Source organism: Sulfitobacter sp. D7 (assembly GCF_003611275.1).
Classification (GTDB): Bacteria; Pseudomonadota; Alphaproteobacteria; order Rhodobacterales; family Rhodobacteraceae; genus Sulfitobacter; species Sulfitobacter profundi.
Window position 1 is genome coordinate 2,167,063 of sequence record NZ_CP020694.1, and the last position, 26,023, is coordinate 2,193,085.

At 62.5% G+C, this 26,023-nt stretch carries 25 protein-coding genes; 15 read left to right on the forward strand and 10 right to left on the reverse strand.

Going from position 1 to position 26,023, the window contains the following annotated elements; all coding sequences use genetic code 11:
* Positions 1 to 116: 116 nt before the first annotated feature.
* Complete coding sequence (rocF, locus tag B5M07_RS10475) at positions 117 to 1,040, forward strand: arginase (RefSeq protein ID WP_120351267.1); 924 nt, start codon at positions 117 to 119, stop codon at positions 1,038 to 1,040.
* A gap of 15 nt (positions 1,041 to 1,055) precedes the next feature.
* Positions 1,056 to 2,105 (forward strand): ornithine cyclodeaminase, encoded by a 1,050-nt coding sequence (locus B5M07_RS10480; protein ID WP_120351268.1) that lies wholly within the window; start codon positions 1,056 to 1,058, stop codon positions 2,103 to 2,105.
* A 32-nt stretch (positions 2,106 to 2,137) separates the two neighbouring features.
* Here the strand turns inward: B5M07_RS10480 and B5M07_RS10485 are convergent, their stop codons facing one another.
* Positions 2,138 to 3,304 carry an FAD-dependent monooxygenase gene (locus B5M07_RS10485; protein ID WP_120351269.1) on the reverse strand — a complete coding sequence of 389 codons (1,167 nt, stop codon included), beginning with the start codon at positions 3,302 to 3,304 and terminating at the stop codon, positions 2,138 to 2,140.
* Positions 3,305 to 3,440: 136 nt separating this feature from the next.
* A complete protein-coding gene (gene dksA, locus B5M07_RS10490; RefSeq protein WP_067941887.1) occupies positions 3,441 to 3,863 on the reverse strand; it encodes an RNA polymerase-binding protein DksA in 423 nt (140 codons plus the stop codon).
* 168 nt (positions 3,864 to 4,031) lie between these two features.
* Here dksA and B5M07_RS10495 point away from each other — a divergent pair, with 168 nt between their 5' ends.
* The 6 genes from B5M07_RS10495 to B5M07_RS10520 all read left to right on the forward strand — a co-directional run bounded on the left by B5M07_RS10495 (position 4,032) and on the right by B5M07_RS10520 (position 9,101).
* Entirely contained in the window at positions 4,032 to 4,871 is an 840-nt protein-coding gene (locus tag B5M07_RS10495) for an AAA family ATPase (protein WP_067630343.1), read from the forward strand.
* A gap of 208 nt (positions 4,872 to 5,079) precedes the next feature.
* Positions 5,080 to 6,450 carry a DUF2927 domain-containing protein gene (locus tag B5M07_RS10500; RefSeq protein WP_120351270.1) on the forward strand — a complete coding sequence of 457 codons (1,371 nt, stop codon included), beginning with the start codon at positions 5,080 to 5,082 and terminating at the stop codon, positions 6,448 to 6,450.
* Between the two features lie 27 nt (positions 6,451 to 6,477).
* Positions 6,478 to 6,648 (forward strand): apolipoprotein acyltransferase, encoded by a 171-nt coding sequence (locus B5M07_RS10505; RefSeq protein ID WP_067630337.1) that lies wholly within the window; start codon positions 6,478 to 6,480, stop codon positions 6,646 to 6,648.
* The gene (locus B5M07_RS10510) at positions 6,648 to 7,838 is read left to right on the forward strand and encodes a vWA domain-containing protein (protein WP_120351271.1); all 1,191 of its coding nucleotides are present in this window, start codon (positions 6,648 to 6,650) and stop codon (positions 7,836 to 7,838) included. Before B5M07_RS10505 ends, B5M07_RS10510 begins: the two co-directional genes overlap by 1 nt.
* Before the next feature lie 74 nt (positions 7,839 to 7,912).
* Entirely contained in the window at positions 7,913 to 8,344 is a 432-nt protein-coding gene (locus tag B5M07_RS10515) for an OsmC family protein (protein WP_067630331.1), read from the forward strand.
* Positions 8,345 to 8,417: 73 nt separating this feature from the next.
* Entirely contained in the window at positions 8,418 to 9,101 is a 684-nt protein-coding gene (locus B5M07_RS10520; protein ID WP_120352222.1) for a M48 family metalloprotease, read from the forward strand.
* Here the strand turns inward: B5M07_RS10520 and B5M07_RS10525 are convergent.
* The 4 genes from B5M07_RS10525 to B5M07_RS10540 all read right to left on the reverse strand — a co-directional run bounded on the left by B5M07_RS10525 (position 9,098) and on the right by B5M07_RS10540 (position 14,002).
* A complete protein-coding gene (locus B5M07_RS10525; RefSeq protein WP_120351272.1) occupies positions 9,098 to 9,649 on the reverse strand; it encodes an RSP_2648 family PIN domain-containing protein in 552 nt (183 codons plus the stop codon). The genes B5M07_RS10520 and B5M07_RS10525 overlap by 4 nt on opposite strands.
* Positions 9,649 to 10,875 carry an RSP_2647 family RNA methyltransferase gene (locus B5M07_RS10530; protein ID WP_120351273.1) on the reverse strand — a complete coding sequence of 409 codons (1,227 nt, stop codon included), beginning with the start codon at positions 10,873 to 10,875 and terminating at the stop codon, positions 9,649 to 9,651. Before B5M07_RS10530 ends, B5M07_RS10525 begins: the two co-directional genes overlap by 1 nt.
* A gap of 62 nt (positions 10,876 to 10,937) precedes the next feature.
* A complete protein-coding gene (locus B5M07_RS10535) occupies positions 10,938 to 11,204 on the reverse strand; it encodes a hypothetical protein (protein ID WP_067630323.1) in 267 nt (88 codons plus the stop codon).
* Positions 11,201 to 14,002, reverse strand: a complete 2,802-nt coding sequence (locus tag B5M07_RS10540) for a glutamine-synthetase adenylyltransferase (protein ID WP_120351274.1) — start codon at positions 14,000 to 14,002, stop codon at positions 11,201 to 11,203. Before B5M07_RS10540 ends, B5M07_RS10535 begins: the two co-directional genes overlap by 4 nt.
* Before the next feature lie 115 nt (positions 14,003 to 14,117).
* On the opposite strand from B5M07_RS10540, the gene B5M07_RS10545 reads away from it, so the two are divergent.
* The 6 genes from B5M07_RS10545 (at position 14,118) to ilvN (ending at position 19,305) form a co-directional block, all read left to right on the forward strand.
* On the forward strand, positions 14,118 to 14,600 hold the full coding sequence (locus B5M07_RS10545) for a YbaK/EbsC family protein (RefSeq protein WP_120351275.1): 483 nt from the start codon (positions 14,118 to 14,120) through the stop codon (positions 14,598 to 14,600).
* 124 nt (positions 14,601 to 14,724) lie between these two features.
* On the forward strand, positions 14,725 to 15,132 hold the full coding sequence (locus tag B5M07_RS10550; protein ID WP_067942433.1) for a DUF2852 domain-containing protein: 408 nt from the start codon (positions 14,725 to 14,727) through the stop codon (positions 15,130 to 15,132).
* A 58-nt stretch (positions 15,133 to 15,190) separates the two neighbouring features.
* Positions 15,191 to 15,628, forward strand: coding sequence for an RDD family protein (locus B5M07_RS10555; RefSeq protein ID WP_067942431.1), 438 nt, complete (start codon positions 15,191 to 15,193; stop codon positions 15,626 to 15,628).
* A 72-nt stretch (positions 15,629 to 15,700) separates the two neighbouring features.
* Positions 15,701 to 16,519 (forward strand): arginyltransferase, encoded by an 819-nt coding sequence (locus B5M07_RS10560; protein WP_067626217.1) that lies wholly within the window; start codon positions 15,701 to 15,703, stop codon positions 16,517 to 16,519.
* Between the two features lie 399 nt (positions 16,520 to 16,918).
* On the forward strand, positions 16,919 to 18,673 hold the full coding sequence (locus tag B5M07_RS10565) for an acetolactate synthase 3 large subunit (protein ID WP_120352223.1): 1,755 nt from the start codon (positions 16,919 to 16,921) through the stop codon (positions 18,671 to 18,673).
* 71 nt (positions 18,674 to 18,744) lie between these two features.
* On the forward strand, positions 18,745 to 19,305 hold the full coding sequence (ilvN, locus tag B5M07_RS10570) for an acetolactate synthase small subunit (protein ID WP_067626213.1): 561 nt from the start codon (positions 18,745 to 18,747) through the stop codon (positions 19,303 to 19,305).
* A gap of 12 nt (positions 19,306 to 19,317) precedes the next feature.
* Here the strand turns inward: ilvN and B5M07_RS10575 are convergent, their stop codons facing one another.
* On the reverse strand, positions 19,318 to 19,674 hold the full coding sequence (locus B5M07_RS10575; RefSeq protein WP_120351276.1) for a hypothetical protein: 357 nt from the start codon (positions 19,672 to 19,674) through the stop codon (positions 19,318 to 19,320).
* A 217-nt stretch (positions 19,675 to 19,891) separates the two neighbouring features.
* Between B5M07_RS10575 and B5M07_RS10580 the strand changes: the two genes are divergently transcribed.
* Positions 19,892 to 20,689 (forward strand): helix-turn-helix domain-containing protein, encoded by a 798-nt coding sequence (locus tag B5M07_RS10580; RefSeq protein WP_162931843.1) that lies wholly within the window; start codon positions 19,892 to 19,894, stop codon positions 20,687 to 20,689.
* Positions 20,690 to 20,695: 6 nt separating this feature from the next.
* On the opposite strand, the gene B5M07_RS10585 is transcribed toward B5M07_RS10580, so the two are convergent.
* The 3 genes from B5M07_RS10585 to B5M07_RS10595 all read right to left on the reverse strand — a co-directional run bounded on the left by B5M07_RS10585 (position 20,696) and on the right by B5M07_RS10595 (position 25,965).
* Positions 20,696 to 22,105 carry an amidase gene (locus tag B5M07_RS10585; RefSeq protein WP_120351277.1) on the reverse strand — a complete coding sequence of 470 codons (1,410 nt, stop codon included), beginning with the start codon at positions 22,103 to 22,105 and terminating at the stop codon, positions 20,696 to 20,698.
* A 50-nt stretch (positions 22,106 to 22,155) separates the two neighbouring features.
* A complete protein-coding gene (prfB, locus tag B5M07_RS10590) occupies positions 22,156 to 23,280 on the reverse strand; it encodes a peptide chain release factor 2 (RefSeq protein WP_120351278.1) in 1,125 nt (374 codons plus the stop codon).
* 120 nt (positions 23,281 to 23,400) lie between these two features.
* A complete protein-coding gene (locus B5M07_RS10595) occupies positions 23,401 to 25,965 on the reverse strand; it encodes a penicillin-binding protein 1A (protein ID WP_120352225.1) in 2,565 nt (854 codons plus the stop codon).
* Between the last annotated feature and the right edge of the window lie 58 nt (positions 25,966 to 26,023).

Sequence of the window (26,023 nt, forward strand, 5' to 3'; positions counted from 1 at the left end):
AAACTGGAAGCTCTTTCTTTCAGTTTGTTAAAAACGCCCCCGAAACGGTCAGTTTGACGGCTTGTCGTTAGACATATGCGCGGATTATCTGAGTTCAAACAGCTCAGGAGTCCCCCATGTCGAACCCACAAAACTGTATCTTGCTGGGCGTCCCGCTGGACAGCGGCAAGCGCCGTCGCGGCTGCCTGATGGGGCCGGATGCCTATCGCACTGCGGGGCTCGAACGTGCCCTGCGCGATCTTGGCCACAGCGTCACCGATCGCGGCAATGTCGCCCCCGCGCCCTTCCAAGCGAAAGAGCACGAGAAACTGCACGCGCTGGAAGAGACCATCGCATGGACAGAGAGCCTCGCCGCTGCTGCCGATGCGGCGATGGACGACGGCATGCCGATCTTCATGGGCGGCGACCACGCGCTGGCGCTTGGCACCGTCTTGGGCGCAATGCGCCATGCCGAAAAGGCAGGCCGCCCGCTTTTCGTGCTCTGGCTTGACGCGCATACGGATTTCCACACGCCGCAGACCAGCGACAGCGGCAACCTGCACGGCACGCCCTTGGGCTATGTCACCGGGCGCGAGGGGTTCGACGGCTTTCCAAAGATCGACACGCCCCTGCCCCATGACAATATCGCCATGATCGGGCTGCGCTCTGTCGACGCCCTCGAACGCGCGGCTTTGCAGGAGACGACCGTGACATACGTCGACATGCGCGAGATCGACGAGAGCGGTATCGCCAAACCCTTACAGCGCTTCCTTGATAAGGTCGAAGCGGCGGGCGGCATGCTCCATGTTTCGCTGGATGTGGATTTCCTCGACCCCTCCGTTGCCCCTGCCGTGGGCACCACCGTGCCGGGCGGCGCCACGGTACGCGAAGGCCATCTGGTGATGGAGATGCTTTCCGACAGCGGCTTGATGACCTCGCTCGATCTGGTTGAGCTGAACCCCTTCCTCGATGAGCGGGGCCGCACCGCGCAACTGATGGTGGACCTCACCGCCTCGGCCTTTGGCCGCCGGGTGTTCGACCGCCCCACCCGTGCCTATTGATAGAAAGACCTGAATATGACCAATCTGAACCCCTCCGACAAGGCACTGGTGCCCTTCGTTTCCGTCGATCAGATGATGAAACTGATCCACCATATCGGCGTCGAAGACATGCTGCGCGGGCTGGCCGACTATATCGAAGCCGACTTCAAACGCTGGGAGCTTTTCGACAAGACCCCCCGCGTGGCGAGCCATTCTGAGAAGGGCGTGATCGAACTGATGCCCACCTCGGACGGCGATGTTTACGGCTTCAAATACGTCAACGGTCACCCCGACAACACCAAGGACGGCTTTCAGACCGTGACCGCCTTTGGCCTGCTGGCCAATGTGGCCAACGGCTACCCGGTGTTGCTGACCGAGATGACGATCCTGACGGCCCTACGCACGGCGGCGACTTCTGCCTTGGTGGCCCGGTTGCTGGCGCCCAAGGGCAGCCATGTCATGGCGATGATCGGCAATGGCGCGCAGTCCGAGTTTCAGAGCCTTGCGATGAAGGCGATCTGCGGCGTGGATGAGGTGCGGCTTTACGATATCGACCGCGCGGCGACCGCCAAATGCGCAAGCAATCTGGCGGGCCATGGCATCAAGGTGGTGGAATGCGACACCGCCGAAGAGGCGATTATGGGCGCGCAGATCATCACCACCTGCACCGCGGATAAGCAATATGCCACGATCCTAACCGATAATATGGTCGGCTCTGGCGTGCACATCAATGCGATCGGCGGCGACTGTCCGGGTAAGACGGAACTCGCGCCCGCGATCCTGCACCGTTCGGGCATCTACGTGGAATTCCCCGAGCAGACCCGCATCGAGGGTGAGATCCAGCAGCTTGAGGCCGACCACCCGGTGACCGAGATCTGGCAGGTGCTGACCGGTCAGGCCGAAGGCCGCCGCGATGCGCAGCAGATCACGCTGTTTGACTCCGTGGGCTTCGCGATCGAGGATTTCTCGGCCCTGCGCTATGTCCGTGATCAAATCGCCGAGACGGGGCTGTTCCAACCGCTTGATCTGCTGGCCGACCCGGACGACCCGCGCGACCTTTTCGGGATGCTGCAACGGGCGGGCTGATCAATTGGGCCACCGGCTAAGCTCGGTGGCCTTTACGCTTTGGTAACGTCATGGGCGTAGAGCCAATCAAACGCGCCCAGCATCGCGCCGGGCGCGAGTTTTGAGGCGACGCGCAGCCCGGTATGGGCCGCAAACCGGATCGGGCCAGGCCGCAGGTGATAGCGTACCGCGTTGCCTTCCGAGGTTTTGACAATGCGCCGCGCGCGGTCGATGCGGGCGGCTTGATAAGCGCCAAGCGCGGCGTCGCGGGGCTGGCGGGTCAGGCAGTCGGCCAAGACCCAAGCATCCTCTAGCGCCATATTTGCGCCCTGCGCCAGAAAGGGCAGCGTTGGATGGGCCGCATCGCCCAACAGCGCCACGCCTTCTGCCTGCCAATTGGCGGCGACGGGATGGTAGTGCAGCCCCCAGAGGGTCACCTCCTGCAACGCGCCCAGCATCTGCGCCGCCTCTCCGCCGAAACCTGCGAAGGCTTGGCGTAGATTGGCGGGATCGTCATGGTGATGCCAGCCTTCGGCGGCCCAATCGGCGCGCTCTTCCACGGCGACGAGGTTGACCAATCGCCCCTCGCGCAGCGGATAGCTGACCAGATGCCGCCCCGGCCCCATGGTAACCCGCGCCTCTGGGCCGTGGCCTATGTCGTTGGGGATCAGCCCACGCCATGCCACCTGCCCCGAGAACCGCGCCTTATCCGCCCCGTTTAACTGCACCCGCCCGACCGAGTGGATGCCATCGGCGGCCACGACCAACTCCGCCCGCCGCCGTCCGCCACGGGCCATCTGCACCTGCGGCAAGGCACCGGGATGGATCGAGGCGACCTGCGCGTCGGTCTCGAAACTCACGTTGGCGCGCTGCGCGGCCTCCCGCAGCAGATCAATCAGGTCGGCACGGTGGAGGAAATAATAACGCTGATCATTGGCCAAGCGGGTCAGATCAAGCCGGGCCACCTGCGCGCCTTTCGCGTAGTCGCAAAGGCGCACCGCCTGCCCCCGCACGGCACCGCGGGCCTTCAGCCCATGTTCCAACCCAAGCGCGCGCAGCACGGCAAGGCCGTTGGGGCTGATCTGTAGCCCCGCGCCGATCTCGGAAAACCGCGCGGCCTGTTCAAGCAGGGTCACGGCCACGCCCTTGCGGGCCAGTGCCGTGGCCAAGGCCAGCCCGCCGATCCCGCCGCCCACGACAATTGCATTGGAAGGTTTCATTCACGCCCCAGATCGCAGGCCCCAGATCGTAGGCAAGCTTGTAGACCCCAGCTCACAAGCTCCGGATCGTGCTGGCCCCGCGCCCAAATCACAAACGCCGAAGCATGAGCCTCGGCGTGTGATGTTTCAGGTGATGTCAGTCGTCGCGGTGGACTTTCTCGCGCCGCTCGTGACGCTCTTGCGCCTCCAGCGTCATCGTGGCGATGGGCCGTGCGTCCAGCCGCTTGAGCGAGATCGGGTCGCCGGTGACCATGCAGTAACCGAACTCTCCCTCGTCGATCCGCCGCAGCGCCGCGTCGATCTTGCCGACCAATTTGCGGGCCCGGTCACGGGTCCGCAGTTCCAGCGCGCGGTCGGTCTCTTCCGAGGCGCGGTCGGTCACATCCGGAATGTTCCGGGTGCCGTCTTGCAGTGCTTCGATGGTGTCACGGCTGCCTGCCAACAGTTCCGATTTCCAGTGGATCAGCTTGCGACGAAAGTACTCAAGCTGACGGTCATTCATGAATGGTTCGTCCTCGGCCGGACGATAATCGTCCGGCAGGAAAACTTCCTGCTTCATTTGTTTTTCCCCGGCGGTTTTCAACTCAGACATTAAAAAGGCCTGTCTCCCGACATCTTCCCTGCCGCAGCGTCTATCTGAGCGGGTTACAATTGTCACTACACAATCCCTTTGATTTTTGGTTAAAGGCCAAGGATCAAGCGCCCGTCACACGAGGTTGAAAACAAGATGAAATTTCAAGGCACCAAAGACTACGTCGCCACCGATGACCTGAAAATTGCCGTCAATGCAGCGGTTACCTTGGAGCGGCCGCTTCTTGTAAAAGGCGAACCGGGCACCGGCAAAACCGAATTGGCGCGGCAGGTCAGCGATGCCTTGGGTTTGCGCATGATCGAATGGAACATCAAATCGACCACACGCGCGCAACAGGGGCTTTACGAATACGACGCCGTGAACCGCCTGCGCGACAGCCAATTGGGCGATGAGCGCGTGCATGACGTCAAGAACTACATCCGCAAGGGCAAGCTTTGGCAGGCGTTTGATGCCGATGAAAAAGTCGTGCTGCTGATCGACGAGATCGACAAAGCCGATATCGAATTCCCCAACGACCTGTTGCAGGAACTCGATAAGATGGAGTTCTTTGTCTATGAGACGGGCGAGACGATCCGGGCGCGCCAACGCCCCATCGTCATCATCACCTCCAACAATGAAAAAGAACTGCCCGACGCTTTCCTGCGCCGCTGTTTCTTTCACTACATCCGTTTTCCAGAGATGGAGACGCTCAAGCAAATCGTCGAAGTGCACCATCCGGGCATCAAACAGCAACTGCTGACCACCGCGCTGACGCAGTTCTACGAGATCCGCGAACAGCAGGGGCTAAAGAAAAAACCCTCGACCTCCGAGGTGCTGGACTGGCTGAAACTGCTGCTGGCCGAGGATATGGACGCCGAGGATCTGGCCAAGGATGGCCCCAACGCCCTGCCGAAACTGCATGGCGCGCTGCTGAAAAACGAGCAGGATGTGCATCTGTTTGAGCGGCTGGCCTTTATGGCGCGCCGCCAGCGGTAGAGCGGCAACACCCATGCGACTTTACGTCAAAAGCGGGTATTTTCCTCGCTTTTGAATTTTCGCCTGCCTAGGCTGAGGTCAATCACGGGCACCAAGACCCGGGTTTAAACGACCGATGGGGCAGGCAAATGCAAGGACAGACAGCGGCAGCGCCATGCGCAGTTTGCGATAGATCACAGCGGAATAGGCCGCGCAAAGGCCCAAGCGCATGAGGCGCGGGGTGAAGGCGCGGCTGATCCTGCCGCTGATGATGTTGCTGAACGCCTGCGTGCCGGCCTCCCATTCCGAGGTGGCAACCCGCGCGGTGATCGCCGACAGCACTCTGCCCCCGATGAAGCAGTTCGCCCAAGCCCGCCCCACGGCGCCGCATGTGTCAAATGCTGCCTTGGCCGAAGATTTCCTTGATCTGTCCTTCCGGATGGAAAGTGGCCGCGCCCTGCGCGTGCTGACCCGCTTTGAGGGGCCGATCACCCTGCGCGTTCTGGGGCAGCCGCCCGCGACCTTTGGGCCGGACCTTGCGCGGCTGCTGGCACGCCTGCGCCGGGAAGCCGGGATGGAACTGCGTGAGGTCACGGGCGGAGAGGCAAGCATCACCATTCAAGCGGTGAACCGCAGCCAGATCCGGCGGCTCTTGCCGCAGGCGGCCTGTTTCGTGGTGCCGAATGTCAGCACGCTTGAAGAATACCGCCGCACGAGGCGCTCCGCCGCCACCGATTGGACCCGCCTGACCGAGCGGCGCAAACTGGCGATTTTCCTGCCCAATGACGTAAGCCCGCAAGAAAGCCGCGACTGCCTGCATGAGGAACTGGCCCAAGCGCTTGGGCCGCTGAACGATCTCTACCGTTTGCCGGACTCGGTCTTTAACGATGACAACGTGCATACGGTGCTGACCGGTTTCGACATGTTGGTGCTGCGCATCTACTATGACCCGGCGCTGCACTCTGGCATGCGCCGCGAAGAGGTGGCCGCACGTCTGCCGGGCATTTTGGCGCGGCTGAACCCCGGCGGCGGCACCGTTGCCCCCCGCCCCGCGCGCGCCACGCCGCAGGTCTGGAGCCGCGCCATCCAGACGGCCCTTGGCCGCGACGTGGGCCGCAACGCCCGGATGTCTGCAGCCCAAGACGCACTGCGCATCGCCCAAGCGCAGGGTTGGCAGGACAACCGCCACGCATTTTCGCACTACGCCATGGGCCGCGTCACGCAGATGACCGATCCTGCCGCCGCGCAGACGCATTACCAGATGGCAGACACCCTCTATGCCCGCACCCCCGGCACCACGCTGCACCGCGCCTATGTCGCCACGCAGCGGGCGGGCTATGCGGTGACCATTGGCGATGGCGCAGGCGCGCTCGCCCTGATTGAGCCGCATCTGCCCATTGCCGAAGCCAGCGAAAACGCCGCCCTTCTGGCCACGCTCATGCTGCTCAAGGCCGAAGCGCTAGAGATCGAAGGCCGCGGCATTGAGGCGCGCCGCGTCAGGCTGGACAGCATCGGCTGGGCGCGATACGGCTTTGGCCCTGACTGGGCCGTGCGGGCCAAGCTGCGCGAGATCGCGTCCCTGAACCCGCGCAATGGATAGGCCCGCAAAATAGACGGGCAATAGGTTATGATAGCACTCGGATTGGCATTGATCGGCGCGGTAATCGGCGGGCTGACGGCCCGCAAACGTGGCGGCAACCGCAAAGACATCGCGCAATATGCAACGGGCTACGGCTTTGCCTTCCTGATCGTCGGCATGATCGCCACGGTTCTGCTGGACCGCGCGCTGAGCCTCTGATGTTTCTGCCGTTCTTCGATCAGCTCCGCCGCCACGGTGTTCCGGTCTCGCTGCGCGAGTTTCTGGCCTTTCTCGAAGGCATGAAGGCGGGGCTGGCCACCTATGACGTTGAGGCGTTTTACTACCTCGCCCGCGTGTCGATGGTGAAGGACGAGCGCAACATCGACAAGTTCGACCGCGCCTTTGCAGCGGCCTTTAAGGGGCTGGAGAACATCAGCCTTGATGATGTGCTTGAGGCCGTGGACCTGCCCGAAGACTGGCTGCGCAAGATGGCCGAAAAGCACTTGACCGAAGAAGAAAAGGCCGAGATCGAAGCCATGGGCGGGTTCGACAAGCTGATGGAAACACTGAAAAAGCGGCTAGAAGAGCAGAAAGGCCGGCATCAGGGCGGATCGAAATGGGTCGGCACGGCGGGCACCTCGCCTTTTGGCGCATACGGCTACAACCCCGAAGGCGTGCGGATCGGCCAGAAGGAAAGCCGCCACCAGCGCGCGGTCAAGGTCTGGGACAAGCGCGAGTTCCGCAACCTCGATGACAACGTCGAGATCGGCACCCGCAACATCAAACTGGCGCTAAAGCGTCTGCGTCGCTGGGCACGCGACGGGGCGGCGGAAGAGTTCGACCTGAACGGCACGATCCGCGCCACGGCAGAGCATGGCTATCTGGATGTGAAAACCCGGCCAGAGCGGCGCAATGCCGTGAAAGTGCTTCTGTTTCTCGACATCGGCGGCTCCATGGATCCGCATGTGAAGGTCGTCGAAGAGTTGTTCAGCGCCGCGCGGGGCGAGTTCAAACATCTTGAGCATTTCTACTTCCACAACTGCCTTTACGAAGGCGTCTGGCGCGACAACCGCCGCCGTTGGGACGCGCAAATCCCCACCCATGAGGTGCTGCGCAGCTATGGGTCTGACTACAAGTGCATCTTCGTGGGCGACGCCTCCATGTCGCCCTATGAAATCGCCTATCCGGGTGGCGCGAATGAACATTGGAACGCGGAGGCCGGCGCCACATGGCTCGCCCGTGCGCGGGATCAATGGCCCAACCACCTGTGGATCAACCCGGTGCCGGAACGTCAGTGGGGCTACACCCAGTCGATCGCGATGATCCAAGAGATTTTCGGCCCCGAGGCCATGGTGCCGATGACCCTCGAAGGGCTGAGCCGGGGCATCAAGACCATGACGCGATCTTGAATGCTCGGCCTTGAAACCTTTCCGCCCTGCGCCAGTTGAGGGGACGAACGCAAGCTCAGTGAAAGGATATTCCAATGGCTTCGATCGTGAAAACCGGCAGCGCAAAATGGGAAGGCTCGCTCAAAGAGGGCAAGGGCCATGTCTCAACCCAAAGCGGTGTGCTGTCTGACCAGCCCTATGGCTTCAACACCCGTTTCGAAGGCAAGGAAGGCACCAACCCAGAAGAGCTGATCGGTGCGGCCCATGCGTCTTGTTTCTCCATGGCGTTGTCGATGATCCTTGGGCAAAGCGACCTGACGCCCGACAGCATCGAGACCAAGGCAGAAGTGCATCTGGAAGAGAAAGACGGCGGCTTCCACGTGCCCAAAGTGCATCTGACGGTCGAGGCCAGCATCCCCGGCGCGAGCCAAGAGGACTTCGACAAAGCCGCGAAGACCGCCAAAGAGAACTGCCCGATCTCCAAGCTGCTGACCGCCGAGATCACGATGGACGCAAAACTCGTCTGATCGCATGACATGAAACCGGGGGCGCGGCCTTGTGCCGCTTGCCCCCGGCCTGCGGCGCGCCCATATTGCGGGCATGATCCGCTTTCTCCCCATCCTGCTGGCCATCCTTTACGCGCTGGCCATGTATCGTTTTTCCGCTTGGCGCACGGCGCGCGAGTTGGACGCGAAATCGACCCCCTTGGTGGACCCCAAACTCAACGACATGAGCGTCAAGATGGCCAAGGCGTTGGACCTGCCGCGCATCAAGGTGCATCTTTATGAGATCGAACCGGTCAACGGGCTGGCAGCCCCCGATGGGCGCATTTTCATCACCCGCGGGTTTTACAACAAGTTTCGCCAAGGTGCTGTAACGGCTGAGGAATTGGCGAGCGTCATCGCGCATGAGTTGGGCCATGTGGCGCTTGGCCATTCGCGGCGGCGGATGATTGATTTCTCGGGCCAAAACGCCCTGCGCACGGCGCTGGCGATGGTGCTTGGGCGGATCATTCCCGGGATCGGTGTGCTGATCGCAAACGGGCTGACCAGCCTGCTGGCTGCCCGCCTCTCACGCGGGGATGAGTATGAGGCAGACGCCTATGCAGCCGCCCTGCTGACCAAAGCGGGCATCGGCATCGGCCCACAGATTTCCCTGTTCGAGAAGTTGGACGCGCTGAGCCAAAACGGCGCTGGACGCCCGCCCGCGTGGCTGCTGAGCCACCCCAAGACCGAGGAACGTGTCGCCGAGCTGCGCAAGCTGCAACTGCGGTGGGAGGGCTAGGCCAGAGCCTTTGCCAGCCGCGGCAGCCGTGCCTTTTTCAGCAGAGCGCGCATCTCCCATTGCTCGCCCGACAGCCGCCGCGCCTCTTGCAAGACGGCGTCGGCCACGGGGGCGACCAATTCCGGTGTCGCTTGCCAAATCCCATGCAGGTAGCTGTCAGGATCGGCCCGGCTCAACCCCTCTTCGGCAAGGATTTGGCGCGGGAAATCCTTGGCGTTCAGCGTCAGAATCATGTCGGCGCTGCTGGCCACGGCGACGGCCAGAACGTGAATGTCATTCGCATCCGGCAACCAAAGCCGCGCCTGTAGGCTGGGGGAGGCCGCGCGTTCGGCCCCCGGCCAGTTGCCGCGCAGCAGTGCGATCTCGGCCCGCGCTTGTGCTTCGCCCGTGGGCCCAAGCTTGATCGCCGCGCGGGCCCATTCTTCTAAGATACGCGCCGACCAGACCGGCTCGAACGCGCCCCTTGCTGCCACACCCAACACCATTTCGCGCATCACCGTGGGGTAGAGCACGCAGGTGTCGATCAGCACGCGGGGGCGCGTTTCCATCACAGGCGGAAGAACAGCGACTTGAGGTAGCCGCTTTCCGCAAGCTGCGGCAGTTGCGGGTGGTCCGCCCCGGCAAAGCCGGTGTGCAGCAGCATGGCACGGCGTCCGGCCCGACCGATGCCGCGCACGGAAGCGGTGCGGAATTGGTTCAGATCAGCGGCGTGGGAACAGGAACAAAGACCCAGAATACCATTCTCTGCCACCAGCTGCGCCGAGAGCCGTGCGACACGCTCATAGGCACGCAGCCCCGCGTCGACCGCTTGGCGCGAGGGGGCAAAGGCGGGCGGGTCGCAGATCACCACGTCAAAGGTCTCGCCCTCATCGCGCAGGGCGGTGAGCACGTCGAAGGCATCGCCTTGGCGGGTGGCGAAACGGTCTTGCATGTTCATCGCGGCGGCTCCGGCCTCGGCCAGTTCCAGGGCGGGGGCGGAGCCGTCGACGGCCAATGCTGATGACGCGCCATTCGCCAGAGCGGCGAGGGAGAAGCCGCCGACATGGGCAAAGACATCGAGCACCCGTGCCCCATTGCGCGCGAGATTGGCGGCAAAGGCATGGTTGGGGCGTTGGTCGTAGAACAGACCGGTTTTCTGCCCGCCGGTAAGGTCGGCCATATAGGTCGCGCCATTCATCGGCACGGGCAGCGGGCCTTCGGGGGTCTCCCCCACCAACGTGGACGAAGCATCGTCGAGCCCTTCAAGCTTGCGCGTCCGGCCAGAGGCGTTTTTCAACACGTTGGCCACGCCGGTCACCGATTGCAGCGCGGCCACCAGCGGTGTCAGCAGCGCATCGGCCCAAGCGGCGTTGGGCTGGATCACGCAGGTATCGCCAAAGCGGTCAATGATGACGCCCGGCAGGCCATCGGCCTCGGCGTGGATCAGGCGGTAATAGGGTCGATCGTAAAGCTGGCTGCGCAGGGCAAGGGCGCGACTAACGCGCGCCTCGAACCACGCCTGATCCACCTGCGCCTCTGCGTCTTGGTCGATCATCCGGGCGATGATTTTGGAGGTCGGATTGACCGCGACCAGCCCCATGGGCTTGCGGTCGGCGTCTTCCAGCAGCGCCAGCGTGCCGGGGGCAAGCCCCCGCGTGCGGCGGTCGGTGACCAGTTCATTGGCATAGACCCAAGGAAAGCCGTGGCGGATGGCGCGGGCATTGGCCTTGGGCAAAAGGCGCACCACGGGAAGCGTGGCAGGCTGCGGGGCGGAGGGGGTTTGGGGCGTTGTCATAGCGCCCCTCGTACTGCGTTCGCGCGGCTGGGGAAAGAGGTTTCGCAGGCCCAGATCGGCGTTCAGTTGCGCGCCCTCCCCCGCCAACCGCCCCTGCGGCGCGGGGTGGTGAGCGTCGTCTGCCCCTCGCGCAGCACTTGGGTCATCGGGTGACCCGCGGCGGCCGCACCGTAGCGTTCCAGCAAACGGGTGATGGCGACCGCGTTGTCGTGGCCTTCCGGCAAGCTCAAAGCCCAGTCGAGAAAGATGCTGCGGCATTCGGCGGGGCCGATCCCCTCCATCCGGTAGGATTCGCGGATCAAACCTTTTGGGTCATCTGGATCGCTCATGCCCCCTCCTGTCCCGGCTCGGGCAGCGCCGCGTCGATGATCTGAGCCGCAGTGCCGTAATCGCCCTGCATCTTGGCCTCCAATGCTGCAAGATCGTCACAAGCTAACACACGACAGAGAAAGCTCGCCCCCGCCTGCCCCATTGTCCGCGCATCAATAGGATTGGCCGACAGCAGACGCGCGGCGCAATTCAGGGTCCATGCGTTGGTATAGGCCGAGGAAAGCGCGGCTTCCGCCTGCCCATCAATCACGTTTTCGCCGCGCGCGGCGGCAAGGCCCGCGTCGATCTCACGCGCCCCGGTGCCGCCGATAAGCGCGCCTGCCTGCGCGAACAGTTCGATATCCTGCAAGCGGCCCGCGCCCGTCTTGGCGTCGAGCGGCCCTGCAGGGCTGCGGGCGGCGGCGATGCGCTGGCGCATCTTCGCGACCTCGCCCAGAACCTTGTCGCGCGGGGCGGCGCGGCTGAGGATTTCAGCCCGAAGCGCTTCGACATCGCGGCCCAGATCCTCTGCCCCCGCGATCACCCGTGCGCGGGTAAGGGCCAGATGCTCCCAGACCCAAGCCTGCTCTTTCTGGTAGCTCTCAAAGCTGGCGAGGCTGGTGGCCACTGGCCCCTGATTGCCCGAGGGCCGCAGGCGCATGTCGATGTCGTAAAGCTTGCCTTGGGCCATCGGCGCGGTCATCGCGGTGATCATCGCTTGGGTCAGCCGGGCATAATAGCTGCGCGTGGCGAGGGGTTTGGGGCCGTCGGAACTGTCCACCCCATCGGCATCATAAATCACCAGCATATCGAGGTCGGAGGTCGGCGTTAGCCGCCCAGCCCCAAGCGAGCCCATGCCAAGGATCACCGCCCCGCGCCCCGGCGGCGGGCCATGCCGGGTGGCGAATTGATCGACGACCACGGGCCAGAGCGCCTGCAAGACCGCTTGGGCCAACTCGGCATATTGGCGCCCGGCGGTGGCCGCGTCGATCAGCCCGCGCAGCAGATGCACGCCGATCCGAAAATGCCATTCGCGCGCCCAACGGCGGGTGCCATCAAGGCGCAACTCGTAATCGGCCTCTGCCGCGAGATGCTGTTGCAACATCTCGGTCAGCTTGGTCTGCCCCGGCCAGTCCGAAAAGAAATCCCCCCCGATCACCGCATCGAAGACGCCAGAGTTGCGCGACAGATGCGCGGCCAGCGCAGGCGATGTGGCGACGATATCCACCAAAAGATCGCCCAGTTGCGGATTGGCCCGCAGGAGCGAGAAAAGCTGCACCCCGGCGGGCAGGCCAGCGAGGAAACCGTCAAAGGCCAAAAGCCCTTCGTCCGGTTTGGCAGATTGCGCCAAACGGTCCAGCAGCAGCGGCTGTAGCCGCCCGAAAATATCCGCCCCCCGTTCCGAGCGCAGCGCGGGATAGCTGGGCCAACGGTCAAGCACCGAGGTGTCGAATTGATGCGCCGGGCGGGCGGCTTCGGGCTCCTCCCGCGTGGCGGCGAAAAAGCTTTCGATCAGGTCGTGCACGGCTTGAAGTCGGTTGTGAAGATCGGCCTGCAAGTCATTGACATCCATATCCATCATGGCGGCCAGACGTTCAAAATCGGCATCATTGCGGGGCAGCGTGTGGGTCTGCGCGTCCTGCACCATTTGCAAGCGGTGCTCTACCGTGCGGTGCGCGCGGTAGTGATCGCCGAGCGTTTCGGCGACCTCTTTGGGCACCCAGTTCTTCTCGGCCAGCACCTGCAACCCTGCCAGTGTCCCATGGGGCCGCAACTCCGCATCGCGGCCCCCGGCGATGAGCTGTCGGGTCTGGGTGAAAAACTCGATCTCGCGGATGCCGCCCCGCCCCAGTTTCATGTCATGCCCCGGAAGGGTGATCGGGCCGCCCAAGCCCTTGTGCTCGCGAATGGCAAGCCGCATGTCGTGCGCATCTTGGATGGCGGCGAAATCCAGATGGCGGCGCCAGACGAAGGGGCGCAATGATTGCAAGAACGCTTCCCCTGCGGCGATATCACCGACCGCCGGACGGGCCTTGATATAGGCCGCGCGCTCCCATGTGCGGCCTAGGCTTTCGTAGTAGCGCTCGGCTGCCTCCATCGCGATGCAAACGGGGGTGACCGCCGGGTCAGGACGCAGGCGCAGATCGGTGCGAAAGACGTAGCCCTGCGCGGTAATGTCGTTCAACGTGCCCGACATCGCCCGCGTCGCCTTGACGAAGGCGCTGCGGGCGGCGTGGAAATCATCAGGCGCGAAGCGGCTTTCGTCAAAGACGCAAATGAGGTCGATGTCTGAGGAATAATTCAGTTCCCGCGCGCCCATTTTACCCATGGCAAAGACAACCATGCCTGCGCAGTCGGCCAGATCGTCCATCGTCATGCCCGGCAGTTTGCCGCGTTTGATCTGTGCCGCCAGCCCCGCCCGCAGGGCCGCCCCGCAAGCGGCATCGGCGTAATCGGTCAGCGCGCCGGTCACCTCTTCCAGCGACCATGCCCCGCCCAGATCTGCCAGCGCGGTCAGAAGCGCCATGCGCCGTTTGCCCTGCCGCAGCCCATCGGCCAGCCGGTCGGGCGCAAATGCTGCCGCCGCGGCGCAATTGGCGGCCAGAGCGGCCTCGGGGTTTTCCACGGCCTCGCCAAGCCAAGCCGCTTCCTTTTCCAACAGTGCCATTAGATAGGGCGCGGTAGAGGCGGCAGCCGAGATCATCTCGCGCAGGTCCGGCGCAAGATCGGGCAAGAGCGCCGCCGCATCCTGCGCGCGTTCGCGGTGATAGATGCGGGGGGAGCGGGTGATCCGGGCGGCAAGCGATGGGTCTGTCATGGGGCCAGCTTTGCGGGCTGATCCAAGCGGCGTCAATGGGGGTTGCGGCACGGCGCGGCCTTGCTACGACTTTGGCGCGCGCCCCAGGGTGGCGCCATGCAGCAAGGGGCAGAGAATGAGCAAGAGTTTGAAACGGGTGCGCGCCACGCTGGAGGCCGCCGGGGCGACGCCAGAGATACGCGAGACGGCCCTAGCACGCACGGCGGTCGATGCGGCCACCGCACTTGGCTGTGCGGTCGATCAGATTGCCAAATCCATCGTCCTTCGCGGCGAAAACAGCGGCGCGGCGCTGCTTTTCATCACCACGGGCGCGCAGCAAGTCGATCTGGACCGCGCAGCAGCACTGGCCGGGGAACCATTGGGCAAGGCAGATGCCGCGCTGATCCGGGCGCAGACCGGCTTTGCCATCGGCGGCGTGGCACCGCTGGGCCATATCACGCCACCCCGCGCTTGGTTTGACCGAAATCTGCTGCAATTCCCGCTGGTCTGGGCCGCTGCAGGCACGCCGCACCACGTTTTCTGCCTTGAGCCGCAGAAAATGGCGCAGCTTTCCGGCGCGCAGGTTACTGATTTTACTGTCGTTTCCCAAGCAATGTAAAAAACATTCACATAGCCCCTTGCGAAAGGGCCCCGGCGTGCCGATCTATTCAATGTGAAAGACATTCACATCATCCGAAACGCCCGGGCCGGCGACAGGCCCGTCACGACTGAAAGGCTCAACAATGACGACAGTGACCACCGACCCGACCTATGCCCCCCGCCTGAGCTGGCTGGCGCGGGCCGAAAGCTGGATGGACGCACGCGGCAAAGGCGCTTGGATCGCCGCCATGGTGCTCGGCTTCATCTTCTTCTGGCCCCTTGGCCTCGCCCTTCTTGCCTATATGACTTGGAGCAAACGCATGTTCTCTTCGAAATCCTGCAGCCGCAAATCCAGCCGTGCGATGATGTCGCGCAACACCGGCAACAGCGCCTTTGACGCCTATAAGGCAGACACGCTGCGCCGTTTGGAAGAGGAACAGGGCAATTTTGAGGCTTTCCTTGAGCGTCTGCGCGAAGCCAAGGACAAGGCCGAGTTCGACCAGTTCATGGACGAGCGCGCCAAACGGGACGAGACGCCCACAAGCGCCTGATCCCACCCTGACCCCGCCTCCCGGCCCGCGCGCCGGGGGGCCTTTCGCAGGAAGCGACATGACCCAGACCCCCGACCCTGATCTACACCCGCAATTCTATGACGGCATCGCTGGCAAGCGGCTGATGGCTTGGATCGTCGATGTGACGCTTGTCATCGTCTTTTGCCTGCTGATCCTGCCCTTCACCGCCTTTACCGGGCTGTTCTTTTTCCCCTTTCTGACGCTGGTGGTGGGTTTTGCCTACCGGGTGGCCACGCTGACCAGCGGGTCGGCCACATGGGGCATGCGCCTGATGGCGATGGAGCTGCGCGACCACCGCGACCGGCCCTTTGATTTCATGACCGCGCTTTTGCACACCATCGGCTATTCGCTGTCGATGACGGTCACGATCATTCAGGTCGTCTCGGTCGTGTTGATCTGCACCACGGCCCGCCGTCAAAGCCTCACGGATATGGCGCTTGGCACGGTGCCGGTGAATCGCCGCCTCAGCCGCTAGGGTATCACGCAAATTTGCCCTTGGCGCAGCGGGGGTGGGTTGATAGCATCCCTCGATAAATGCTGGAAACCCATGCGACATACACTGCCTTTGACACCGCAATTTTATGTCACAGCGCCGCAGCCTTGCCCCTATCTGGAGGGCCGGATGGAGCGCAAGCTGTTCACCGCCCTTCAGGGCGACAATGCCGCACGCCTGAATGACAGCCTATCAAGCCAAGGGTTCCGCCGCTCTCAAAACGTCCTTTACCGCCCGTCTTGCGCCGATTGCGCCGCCTGCCTGTCGGCGCGGATCGACGTGGCGGCCTTTCGCCCCAGCAAAAGCCAGCGCCGCATTCTGAACCGCAACGCGGGGCTTGAGCGGCGCGCCACCTCTCCTTGGGCCACGGAAGAGCAATATGACCTCTTCCGCAGCTACCTCGACAGCCGCCATGCGGATGGCGGCATGGCGGATATGGATGTCTTCGAATTCGCCGCAATGATCGAGGAAACGCCGATCCGCAGTCGGGTCATCGAATATACCGACCCCGAGGCCGATAACGCGCTGGTCGGCGTCTGCCTGACGGATGTCTTGGGCGACGGGGTGAGCATGGTCTATTCCTTCTACACCCCCGACCGGCCCCGCAACGGGTTGGGGAATTACATCATCCTCGACCACATCGAAATCGCCCGCGCAGCGGGTTTGCCCTATGTCTACCTTGGCTACTGGGTGCCGGGCAGTCAAAAGATGGGGTATAAGGCCAAGTTCTCGGGTCTTGAGGTTTATATGGGCGGGCAGTGGCAAAAGATGCGCGACCCTGAGGGTTTCGTACCCGACCAGCATCCGCTCAGCAATGATCCCATTGCCGAGCAGGTGGCCAATATCACCCTGCCGGATGTCAGCCCGCGCTAAGGCGCTGAGCAAGCCTATAGATTTTGCGCGTAACCGGGGCGGGCCGTTGGGCTGCCAGATTGAATCACGTGTATAAACACACCCCGTAATTCAATAAAATTCGCCTGAGGGCAGATTTCTTTTCGAAAAGAACCCAAAATGGCGCATCCGCGAAATAAAACAGCAATCAATCCCCACCCAAGCACAAGATTTTCGCCATTTCGCTGTTGACGCCCCCCTTTCCCCCTCATAATCTCACGCCACGCTAAGAGGACCCCTGAGATGATCGACCTAGTCATTATTGTAGGACACACGCGCATGGGCCGGTAACGGTTAACCATAATCCTTCCCATGCGCCCCCGTCAGACCGGGGGTTTTTTTATGCCAAACGCCAATAACCTGCCTTACGGAGCACCCAAGATGAAACGCCAGATGACCGGAGCGAAAATGATCGTCCAAGCCCTGATTGACCAGGGTGTGGACACCGTCTTTGGATATCCCGGTGGCGCGGTGCTACCGATTTACGACGAGGTCTTTCAGCAGAACTCGATCAAACACGTTCTGGTGCGCCACGAGCAAGGTGCGGTTCATGCCGCCGAAGGCTATGCCCGCTCTACCGGGAAACCCGGCGTGGTGCTGGTGACTTCCGGCCCCGGCGCGACCAACGCGGTCACCGGCCTGACGGATGCGCTGCTCGACTCGATCCCGTTGGTGGTGCTGACCGGTCAGGTCCCGACCTTTATGATCGGCTCTGATGCGTTTCAGGAGGCCGACACCGTGGGCATCACCCGCCCCTGCACCAAGCACAACTGGCTGGTGAAAGAGACCGACACCCTTGGTGCCACGCTGCACGAAGCCTTTCATGTCGCCACCCACGGCCGCCCCGGCCCGGTACTGATCGACATTCCCAAAGACGTGCAATTTGCCACGGGCCATTACGAGTCCCCCAAACCCTCCACCTCGCGCTATCAACCGCAGGTCAAGGGCGATATGGCCGAGATCACCGAACTGGTGGCGGCGATGGAGACGGCCAAGCGCCCGATCTTCTACACCGGCGGCGGCGTCATCAACTCCGGCCCGGCGGCCAGCCAGCTGCTGCGCGAATTGGTCGATGCCACGGGTTTCCCGATCACATCGACGTTGATGGGTCTCGGCGCATACCCTGCGTCCGGTGACAAATGGCTGGGCATGTTGGGGATGCACGGGCTGTATGAAGCCAATATGGCGATGCATGACTGCGATCTGATGATCAACATCGGCGCGCGGTTCGACGACCGGATCACCGGCGTCATCGACAGTTTCAGCCCCAAATCCACCAAGGCGCATATCGACATCGACCCGTCGTCGATCAACAAGGTGATCCGCATCGACATTCCAATCGTCGGTGACGTGGGCCATGTGCTCGAAGACTTGCTGAAGGTTTGGAAATCCCGCGGCCGCAAGACCAACAGTGAGGGGCTCGCCAAATGGTGGTCCAAGATTGAGGAATGGCGCGCAAAGGATTGTCTGAAGTTCACCCAATCCGGCAAGGTCATCAAACCCCAGCACGCGCTGTCGCGGCTCGAAGCGCTGACCAAGGGTCATGACCGTTATATCACCACCGAAGTGGGCCAGCACCAGATGTGGGCCGCGCAATACCTCGGTTTTGAAGAGCCGAACCGCTGGATGACGAGCGGTGGCCTCGGGACCATGGGCTATGGTTTCCCGGCCTCCATCGGGGTGCAGATGGCGCATCCCGACGCCCTCGTGATCAATGTGGCGGGCGAAGCCTCGTGGTTGATGAACATGCAAGAGATGGGCACAGCGATGCAATTCGGCCTGCCGGTCAAACAGTTCATCCTCAACAACGAACGCCTTGGCATGGTCCGCCAGTGGCAAGAACTGCTGCACGGCGAGCGCTATTCGCAAAGCTGGTCCGAAGCCCTGCCCGATTTCGTCAAACTCGCCGAAGCCTTTGGCGCCAAGGGGATCATCTGCCACGACCCCGACGATCTGGATGACGCGATCATGGAGATGATCAACTACGACGGGCCTGTGATCTTTGACTGTCTGGTTGAGAAGCACGAAAACTGCTTCCCGATGATCCCAAGCGGCAAGGCGCATAACGAAATGCTGCTGCCGGGGGATCATGAGACCCAAGGTGTGATCGACGCAAAAGGCTCAGTGCTGGTGTGACCCGTTTTCTTTCAAAGAAAACGACCGGGAATTTTTAAAAAATTCCCGCGGCTAGATAAAAGGACAAAGACATGGCTGCCCTAAAAATCAAGAAAGGTGCGACCTCGCATTCCGCCTATAACCTACGGCCCAATTTCTCGGATGTGGTCGAAAAACACACGCTTGCAGTGCTGGTCGAGAACGAACCCGGCGCGCTGGCGCGGGTGATTGGCCTGTTCTCGGGGCGTGGCTATAACATCGACAGCCTGACCGTGGCCGAGGTGGACCACACCGGGCATCTGTCGCGCATCACCATCGTCACCAGCGGCACGCCACAGGTGATCGAGCAGATCAAGGCGCAGGTGGGTCGGATCGTGCCGGTGCACGAGGTGCATGACCTCACCGTCGAAGGCCCAAGCGTTGAGCGTGAACTGGCGATCTTCAAGGTTGTCGGCAAGGGCGACCACCGGGTCGAAGCGCTGCGGCTTGCGGATATCTTCCGCGCCAATGTGGTCGACAGCACGCTGGAAAGCTTTGTTTTCGAGATCACCGGCGCGCCGGATAAAATTGACGCTTTCGCCGAATTGATGCGCCCGCTGGGGCTGGCCGATGTTGCCCGCACGGGCGTTGCCGCCCTCGCCCGCGGGGTCTGATCGGGTTGGGAGTCAGGCTTTGAGCTGGGCCGCGCCGCATCGGCGCGGTCCCGGCTTGATCGTAAAGGGTATGATCTGAGCGCCCCCGCGCGGTTTTGCCGCCTGCGGCTCTTGCACCGCGGGCCTATCATGGCGCAGGGCGTCGGGCAGATATGACGCCGCGTCCTCCAGAACCACCCTTGGGTTATCCGCGATGCGTAGTTTGCGATGCACTGTGATGCCGAACTGTACCATGTCGCCCGGGTCGAACCCCGAACCGTGCCCCATACAGATCGCAGGCTCTTCGTAATAGGCAAGATCGCCCTGATCTTCGCACCAAAACACTGCTTTGCCAGCTGTATTATCGCTCCACAGAACTACACCAATCATAGTACCCCCCGCTTCTGATAATTGACCTTCATTCTGCGACAATCCAAAAAGGTGTAACATAGGTTAAAATGCAACGCCCGCTTGCATTTTGTGTCGGTTCCAGTAGGGTCAACCACAAATCAGCGTCACCTCTGATGCGCCTTCGCGTCAGCAGGTCAATCCTCTGGCCATAACAGCCCGTATTCTTCGGCTGCGTCGCAAATCAGAACGAGGCCGCATGTCCGCTTCCAACCGCTCCCCTTCTGAACTTCGCAGCATGTTCGGCGCCAATCTGCGCCAGTTGGCGGCGGAATATACGTCGATCTCCGATCTTGCCCGGCAACTTGGGATCAACCGTACGCAGTTCAACCGCTACCTGTCGGGCGAAAGCTTCCCCCGGCCCGACGTGCTGGCCCGGATCTGCCGCTTTTTTGAAATCGATGCGCGGGTGTTGCTGGAGCCAGTCACCGAGATTTCGCTCAACCAAGATCCGATCAACAACAGTTTCCTGCGGGACTTCCTTGGGACCGGGGTTCAGAACGTGCCCGAGGCGGATTTTCCCAGCGGCTTTTACCGCTTCGCACGGCGGTCGTTTCTGGATCACGACAGGTTTGTGACCGGGGTCGTCTACATCAAGCGCGACGGCAGCAGCACCTTCCTGCGGGGTTATGAGAGCGCGCATTCCCTGCGCCAGCAAGGGCTGCCCACCAGCCCCACGGCGCGCGAATATCGCGGCATCGTTTCGCAGCAAGAGAATGGCGTTTCCATCGTCGTATCGCGGCGTCGCACGCTGACCGGGTCGTTCAACTACCTCAACCATGTCGCTTCTTTCGAGAATAACTTTTGGGTGGGGTATGTCACCCGCACCGCGCCCGAAAGTGCCGCGGGCGCGCGGGTGACGCGGCTGACCTACGAATACATTGGCAAGGATCCCAAAACGGTGCTGCCCGCAGCGCGGCAGGCGGGATTTATCGACATCGAAGCCCTGATGCCCTATCACCGCCGCCTGCTACAGCCCGACGCGCCGTTCAACTGAGGCCCGCTACAGCCGGGGTGGCTGCGCCTGCGGATAGCCTGTCGCCTGATGCCAGCCCTGCGCCAGTCGCAACAAGCGCGCGTCGCTGCCGCGTTTGCCGATCAGTTGCAGCCCCAATGGCAGGCCGCGGCTGTCGAAACCTGCAGGAATATTCACCACCGGCAGACCGATCAAGCTTGCAGGCACCACAACCTGCATCCAACGGTGATAGCTGTCCATCGGCTGGCCATTGATTTCGGTCGGGTGCGCCATCTCGACGTCGAAAGGCCAGACCTGCGCGGAAGGCAGCACCAGAACGTCGACCTCTTCAAACAGAGCATGTGCCGCGCGGAACCAGTCGGAGCGGATGCCGCTGGCGCGCTGGATATCAGAGGCAGAGACCCCCTGCCCGCGCGCGACCTCCCATTGCGCAGCGGGTTTCAACCCGTCCTGCCGCGCCGGATCGTCGTAGATCGCCCCCAATGAGGCCGCCACGGCAAAGGACCGCAACGTGATCCAGCTTTCCCACAGCGCATCTGCATCAAAAGGCGCGGCGATTGGTATGACCTCATGCCCCAGCCCGGCCAAACGGTTCAATGCGGCTTCGCTCAGGTCAATGATCCCCGGCTCGCAGGGGAAGGCACCGCCCCAATCGCCCAGCCACCCCACACGCTGCGCGGGCAGGGCCGCATCGATATCCGGGGCCGTATCCGGGCCGGAGCGGGTCAGGGGTTGGCGCGGGTCGGCGCCGCTCATCACATCAAGAAGGGCGGCGAGGTCACGGGGGCTGCGCGCCATCGGCCCCAAGGTCGAAAGCTGGTGCAGAAACAGATCGCCGCCATCATCTGACGGCACCCTGCCCCATGTCGGCCGCATCCCGTAGACGTTGTTCCAGCCCGCCGGATTGCGCAGGGATCCCATCATGTCGGACCCATCGGCAACGGCGACCATCCGCGCCGCCAGCGCCGCCGCCGCCCCGCCCGAGGAACCGCCAGCCGAGCGGCCTAGGTCATAAGGGTTGCACGTCGCGCCATGAACCGGATTGAACGTATGACTGCCGAGGCCAAACTCCGGCGTGTTGGTTTTGCCGATGACGATCGCCCCTGCCGCGCGAAGCCGCGCAACAGCGGGATGATCCCGCTCGGCCGGCTGGGCACCGAAAAGCGGGGACCCTTGAGACGTTGGCAGCCCCTCTGCGTCAGCCAAATCCTTGATCGCCATGGGGATACCGTGCAGCCAGCCCTTGCGCGGGCTGGTGTCAGACGCCTCTGCCTCGGCCAGCAATGTGTCACGGTCGCGGAGGGAGATGACGGCATTCACCTTGCCATTCACCGCCTCGATCTGCGCAAGTGTCGCCTGCATCAGTTCAACCGCAGAAATCCTGCGCGCGGCCAGCGCCTCGGACAGGTCCGAAGCGTCCCAATCTAGCAAATCCATCATGTCCCCCTATTGCTACATATTATTCCATGAAGGGGGACGGCACCGGCTTAGTCGCCCTGCGCCTCGGCCCGGCTTTTGCCCGAGACCGCCAGCGCCAGCGTTGCCCCCATCAACCCATCCAGATCACCGTCGAGCACACCCTTGGTGTCCGATGTCTCGTAATTGGTGCGAAGGTCTTTCACCATTTGATAAGGCTGCAAGACATAGGACCGGATCTGGTTGCCCCAGCCCGCGTCGCCCGCGTTCTCATGCGCCTCGTTCACGAGGGCTGAACGCTTGTCCAACTCCATCTGATAAAGCCGCGATTTCAGCGCTTTCATGGCGATGTCGCGGTTCTGGTGCTGCGACTTTTCCGAAGATGTCACGACGATCCCGGTGGGATGGTGGGTGATCCGCACCGCCGAGTCGGTGGTGTTGACGTGCTGGCCGCCCGCGCCGGACGACCGGTAGGTGTCGATGCGGATGTCCGAAGGGTTCACTTCGATCTCGATGTTGTCGTCGACCACGGGGTAGACTTTTACGGAGGTGAAAGAGGTGTGCCGCTTGGCCGCAGAGTCGAAGGGCGAGATGCGCACCAGACGGTGCACGCCGCTTTCGGACTTCAGCCAGCCGTAGGCGTTGTGCCCTTCAATCTTATAGGTCGCGGATTTGATGCCCGCCTCGTCGCCCGCGCTTTCGGCCTGAAGATCGACCTTATAGCCTTTCTTCTCGGCCCAACGGACATACATCCGCGCCAGCATGCTGGCCCAGTCGCAGCTTTCCGTACCGCCCGCGCCTGCGTTGATCTCTAGGAAGGTGTCGTTGCTGTCAGCCTCACCATTCAGCAGCGCTTCGAGTTCCTTTTGGGCGGCCTTTTCCGCCAGCGCCTTCAGCGCGGCCTCGGCGTCGGAGATGACCTCCTCGTCCTCTTCCATCTCGCCCAACTCGATCAGTTCGACGTTGTCGGCCAGTTCCTGTTTGATGCCCTCATAGGTGTCGATTGCATCCACCAGCGACTGGCGCTCACGCATCAGCTTTTGCGCGGCATCAGGGTTGTCCCAAAGGTTCGGATCTTCGACGCGGGCGTTGAATTCTTCCAGCCGGTAGGGCGCGGTCTCCACATCCAGTCGCTGGGCCAGCAATTCCAGCGATTTGCTGATCTGGTCCGCGGTATTCTGTGCCTCTGCGCGCATGTGTGCCTGCCTTTGATAAGTAATGCGGCCCCGAAAACCGGAGCCGCACGAGAGATAGACCAGCCCGCCAGCGGCGGCAAGTGGGGGGAGGCAAAGCGCGCCTTCGCCCCGCCGACCTGATTAGTAGAGACCGCCCGAGCTCAGCGTGCCAAAGCTTGCCTTGGGGCCGACGGTGGCCTTTTTGCCCGTCGATGTGGTGACCTGACGCGAAGACGATGCAGCCGAGCCGCCCAGTTCCTCGACCAATGGCAGGTCCGCCCCCATGGCAAAGCCGCCATCGAAGGAGATGCCAAACAGCGGCTCTTCGCCATCGCGGAAACATTCCGACACCACATTTCCACCCGAGGCGTTATCGCTCAGCCGCGCGCCGCTGAAACGGTCGATCTTGATAAAGCGGCACTGTTCGGGGACCGCAAAGTCACCGCCGCCGTATTTCTTGATCGCCTCAGACATGAAGCGCTGGAAGACCGGCGCGCAAAGCCGCCCGCCGCCCGCGCCCCGACCCATCGGGCGCGGCGTGTCGAAACCGATGTAGCAGCCTGCCACCACGTTGGACGAAAAGCCGACGAACCATGCGTCTTTCTCATCGTTGGTGGTGCCGGTCTTGCCCGCGATCGGCACCGGCAGGTTGACCGCATTGCGGGCCGTGCCGCGTTCGACCACGCCGCGCATCATCGAGGTCAGCTGATAGGCCGTCACCGGGTCCATTACCCGCTCGCGGTTGGAAATGATCCGCGGCGCTGCGCCGGGCGCGAGGTTGATCTGCTCACAGTCGTAGCACTTGCGTTCGTCATGTTTGTAGACGGTGCGGCCATAGCGGTCTTGCACCCGGTCAACCAACGTGGGCTGCACCCGTTCGCCGCCGTTGGCGAACATCGCATAGGCCGATACCATTTGATACAGCGTGGTTTCCTGACTGCCGAGTGCATTCGACAGCAGCGGCGCCAGATCGTCATAAACGCCGAAACGCTCGGCATAGCTGCCGACCACATCCATTCCGACTTCTTGCGCCAGACGGATGGTCATCAGGTTGCGCGACTGTTCGATCCCGGTGCGCAGGGGCGCGGGGCCATAGAATTTATGCGAGGCGTTCTGGGGCCGCCAGACACCCTGCGGTGTGTTGATCTCAATCGGGGCGTCGACCACGATGGTCGCCGGGCTATAGCCACTGTCGAGCGCGGAGGCATAGACGAAGGGCTTAAAGCTCGACCCCGGCTGCCGTTTGGCTTGGGTCGCGCGGTTGAACACGCTCGCCTGATAAGAGAAGCCGCCCTGCATCGCGATCACCCGGCCCGTGTGCACGTCCATGGCGACGAAACCGCCCTGCACTTCGGGCACCTGCCGCAGCGTCCAGCGGATGAAGGAACCGTCGCTATCGGAGGTCATGCGGCGCACCAACACCACTTCGCCAACCTCAAGCAGATCGCCCGCCACCTGAGCCTTGGAGGCCAGTTTGCCGTCGTCCAAGCGCTTGCGCGCCCATTGCACATCATCGGCAGGAATCCAGTGACCATCTTGATCTTCATCGATCCCTTCGATGCCGATCCGCGCATCGCTATTGCCGACCTCCAGCACCACGGCAGGATACCACTGGTTCTCCAGATCGATGTCGCGCGGCACCCGCAGGTCCGCGAGGGCGGCGCGCCATTTCTCTTCGCTGGTCAACTGATCGGCGGGGATTTCGAACCGTGTGCCGCGCCAGATGCCCTGCCCGCGGTCATATTGCTCCAACTGACGGCGCAGCGCATTGGCGGCGATGGGCTGCATTTCATTGTCGATGGTCGCGCGCACGGTCAAACCGCCGGTAAAGAACTCACCCTCGCCGAAGTTCTCGCTGAGCTGACGGCGAATTTCATCGGTGAAGTAATCGCGCGGCGGCAGCTCGGCCTTGAAGCTTTCAAAATCACCGTTCTGGACCGAGCGCAGCGGCAGCGCCACTTCCGTCTCATAAGCCGCTTCCGAAATATAGCCGTTCTCCTTCATCTCGCGCAGCACGAAGTTCCGACGGGCCAACAAGCGGTCCTTGCGGCGCACCGGGTGGTAATCCGACGGCGCCTTGGGCAGCGACGCGAGGAAGGCGGCCTCATGCGGGGCCAACTCGCTCAACGTTTTGTTGAAATAGGTCTGGCTGGCCGCGGCCACGCCATAGGAGTTCTGCCCGAGGAAAATCTCGTTCAGGTAAAGTTCAAGGATCTTCTCTTTGCTCAGCGTCTCTTCGATGCGGGTGGCGAGGATGATCTCTTTGATCTTGCGCTCGGCCCGGCGGTCACCCGACAGCAGGAAGTTCTTCATCACCTGCTGGGTGATGGTTGAGGCACCGCGCACATCGCGGCCACGGGATTTGACCGCATCCACCGCCGCCGCACCGATGCCGCGCAGGTCATAGCCTTCGTGGGTGTAAAAGTTCTTGTCTTCCGCCGAGATGAACGCCTGTTTCACCAGATCCGGGATGGTGTTGGCGGGCGCAAAAAGACGGCGCTCCTTGGCGAATTCATCGATCAAACGGCCTTGGCCCGAGTAAATCCGGCTGATCGTCGGCGGCGTATATTGCGCCAGCGACTCATGGCTGGGCAAATCCCGGCCATACATCCAGAACACTGCCCCGATGGTCAAAGCCACCATGCCGACGCTCAGGGTCAGGGTGGTAAAAATCCCCCCGAAAAAGGACAGAACAAATCGAAACACGCGCGCGGACCACCATTGGCTAGGGACAGTTCCGAGCCTATACAGGATGCACTGGCTC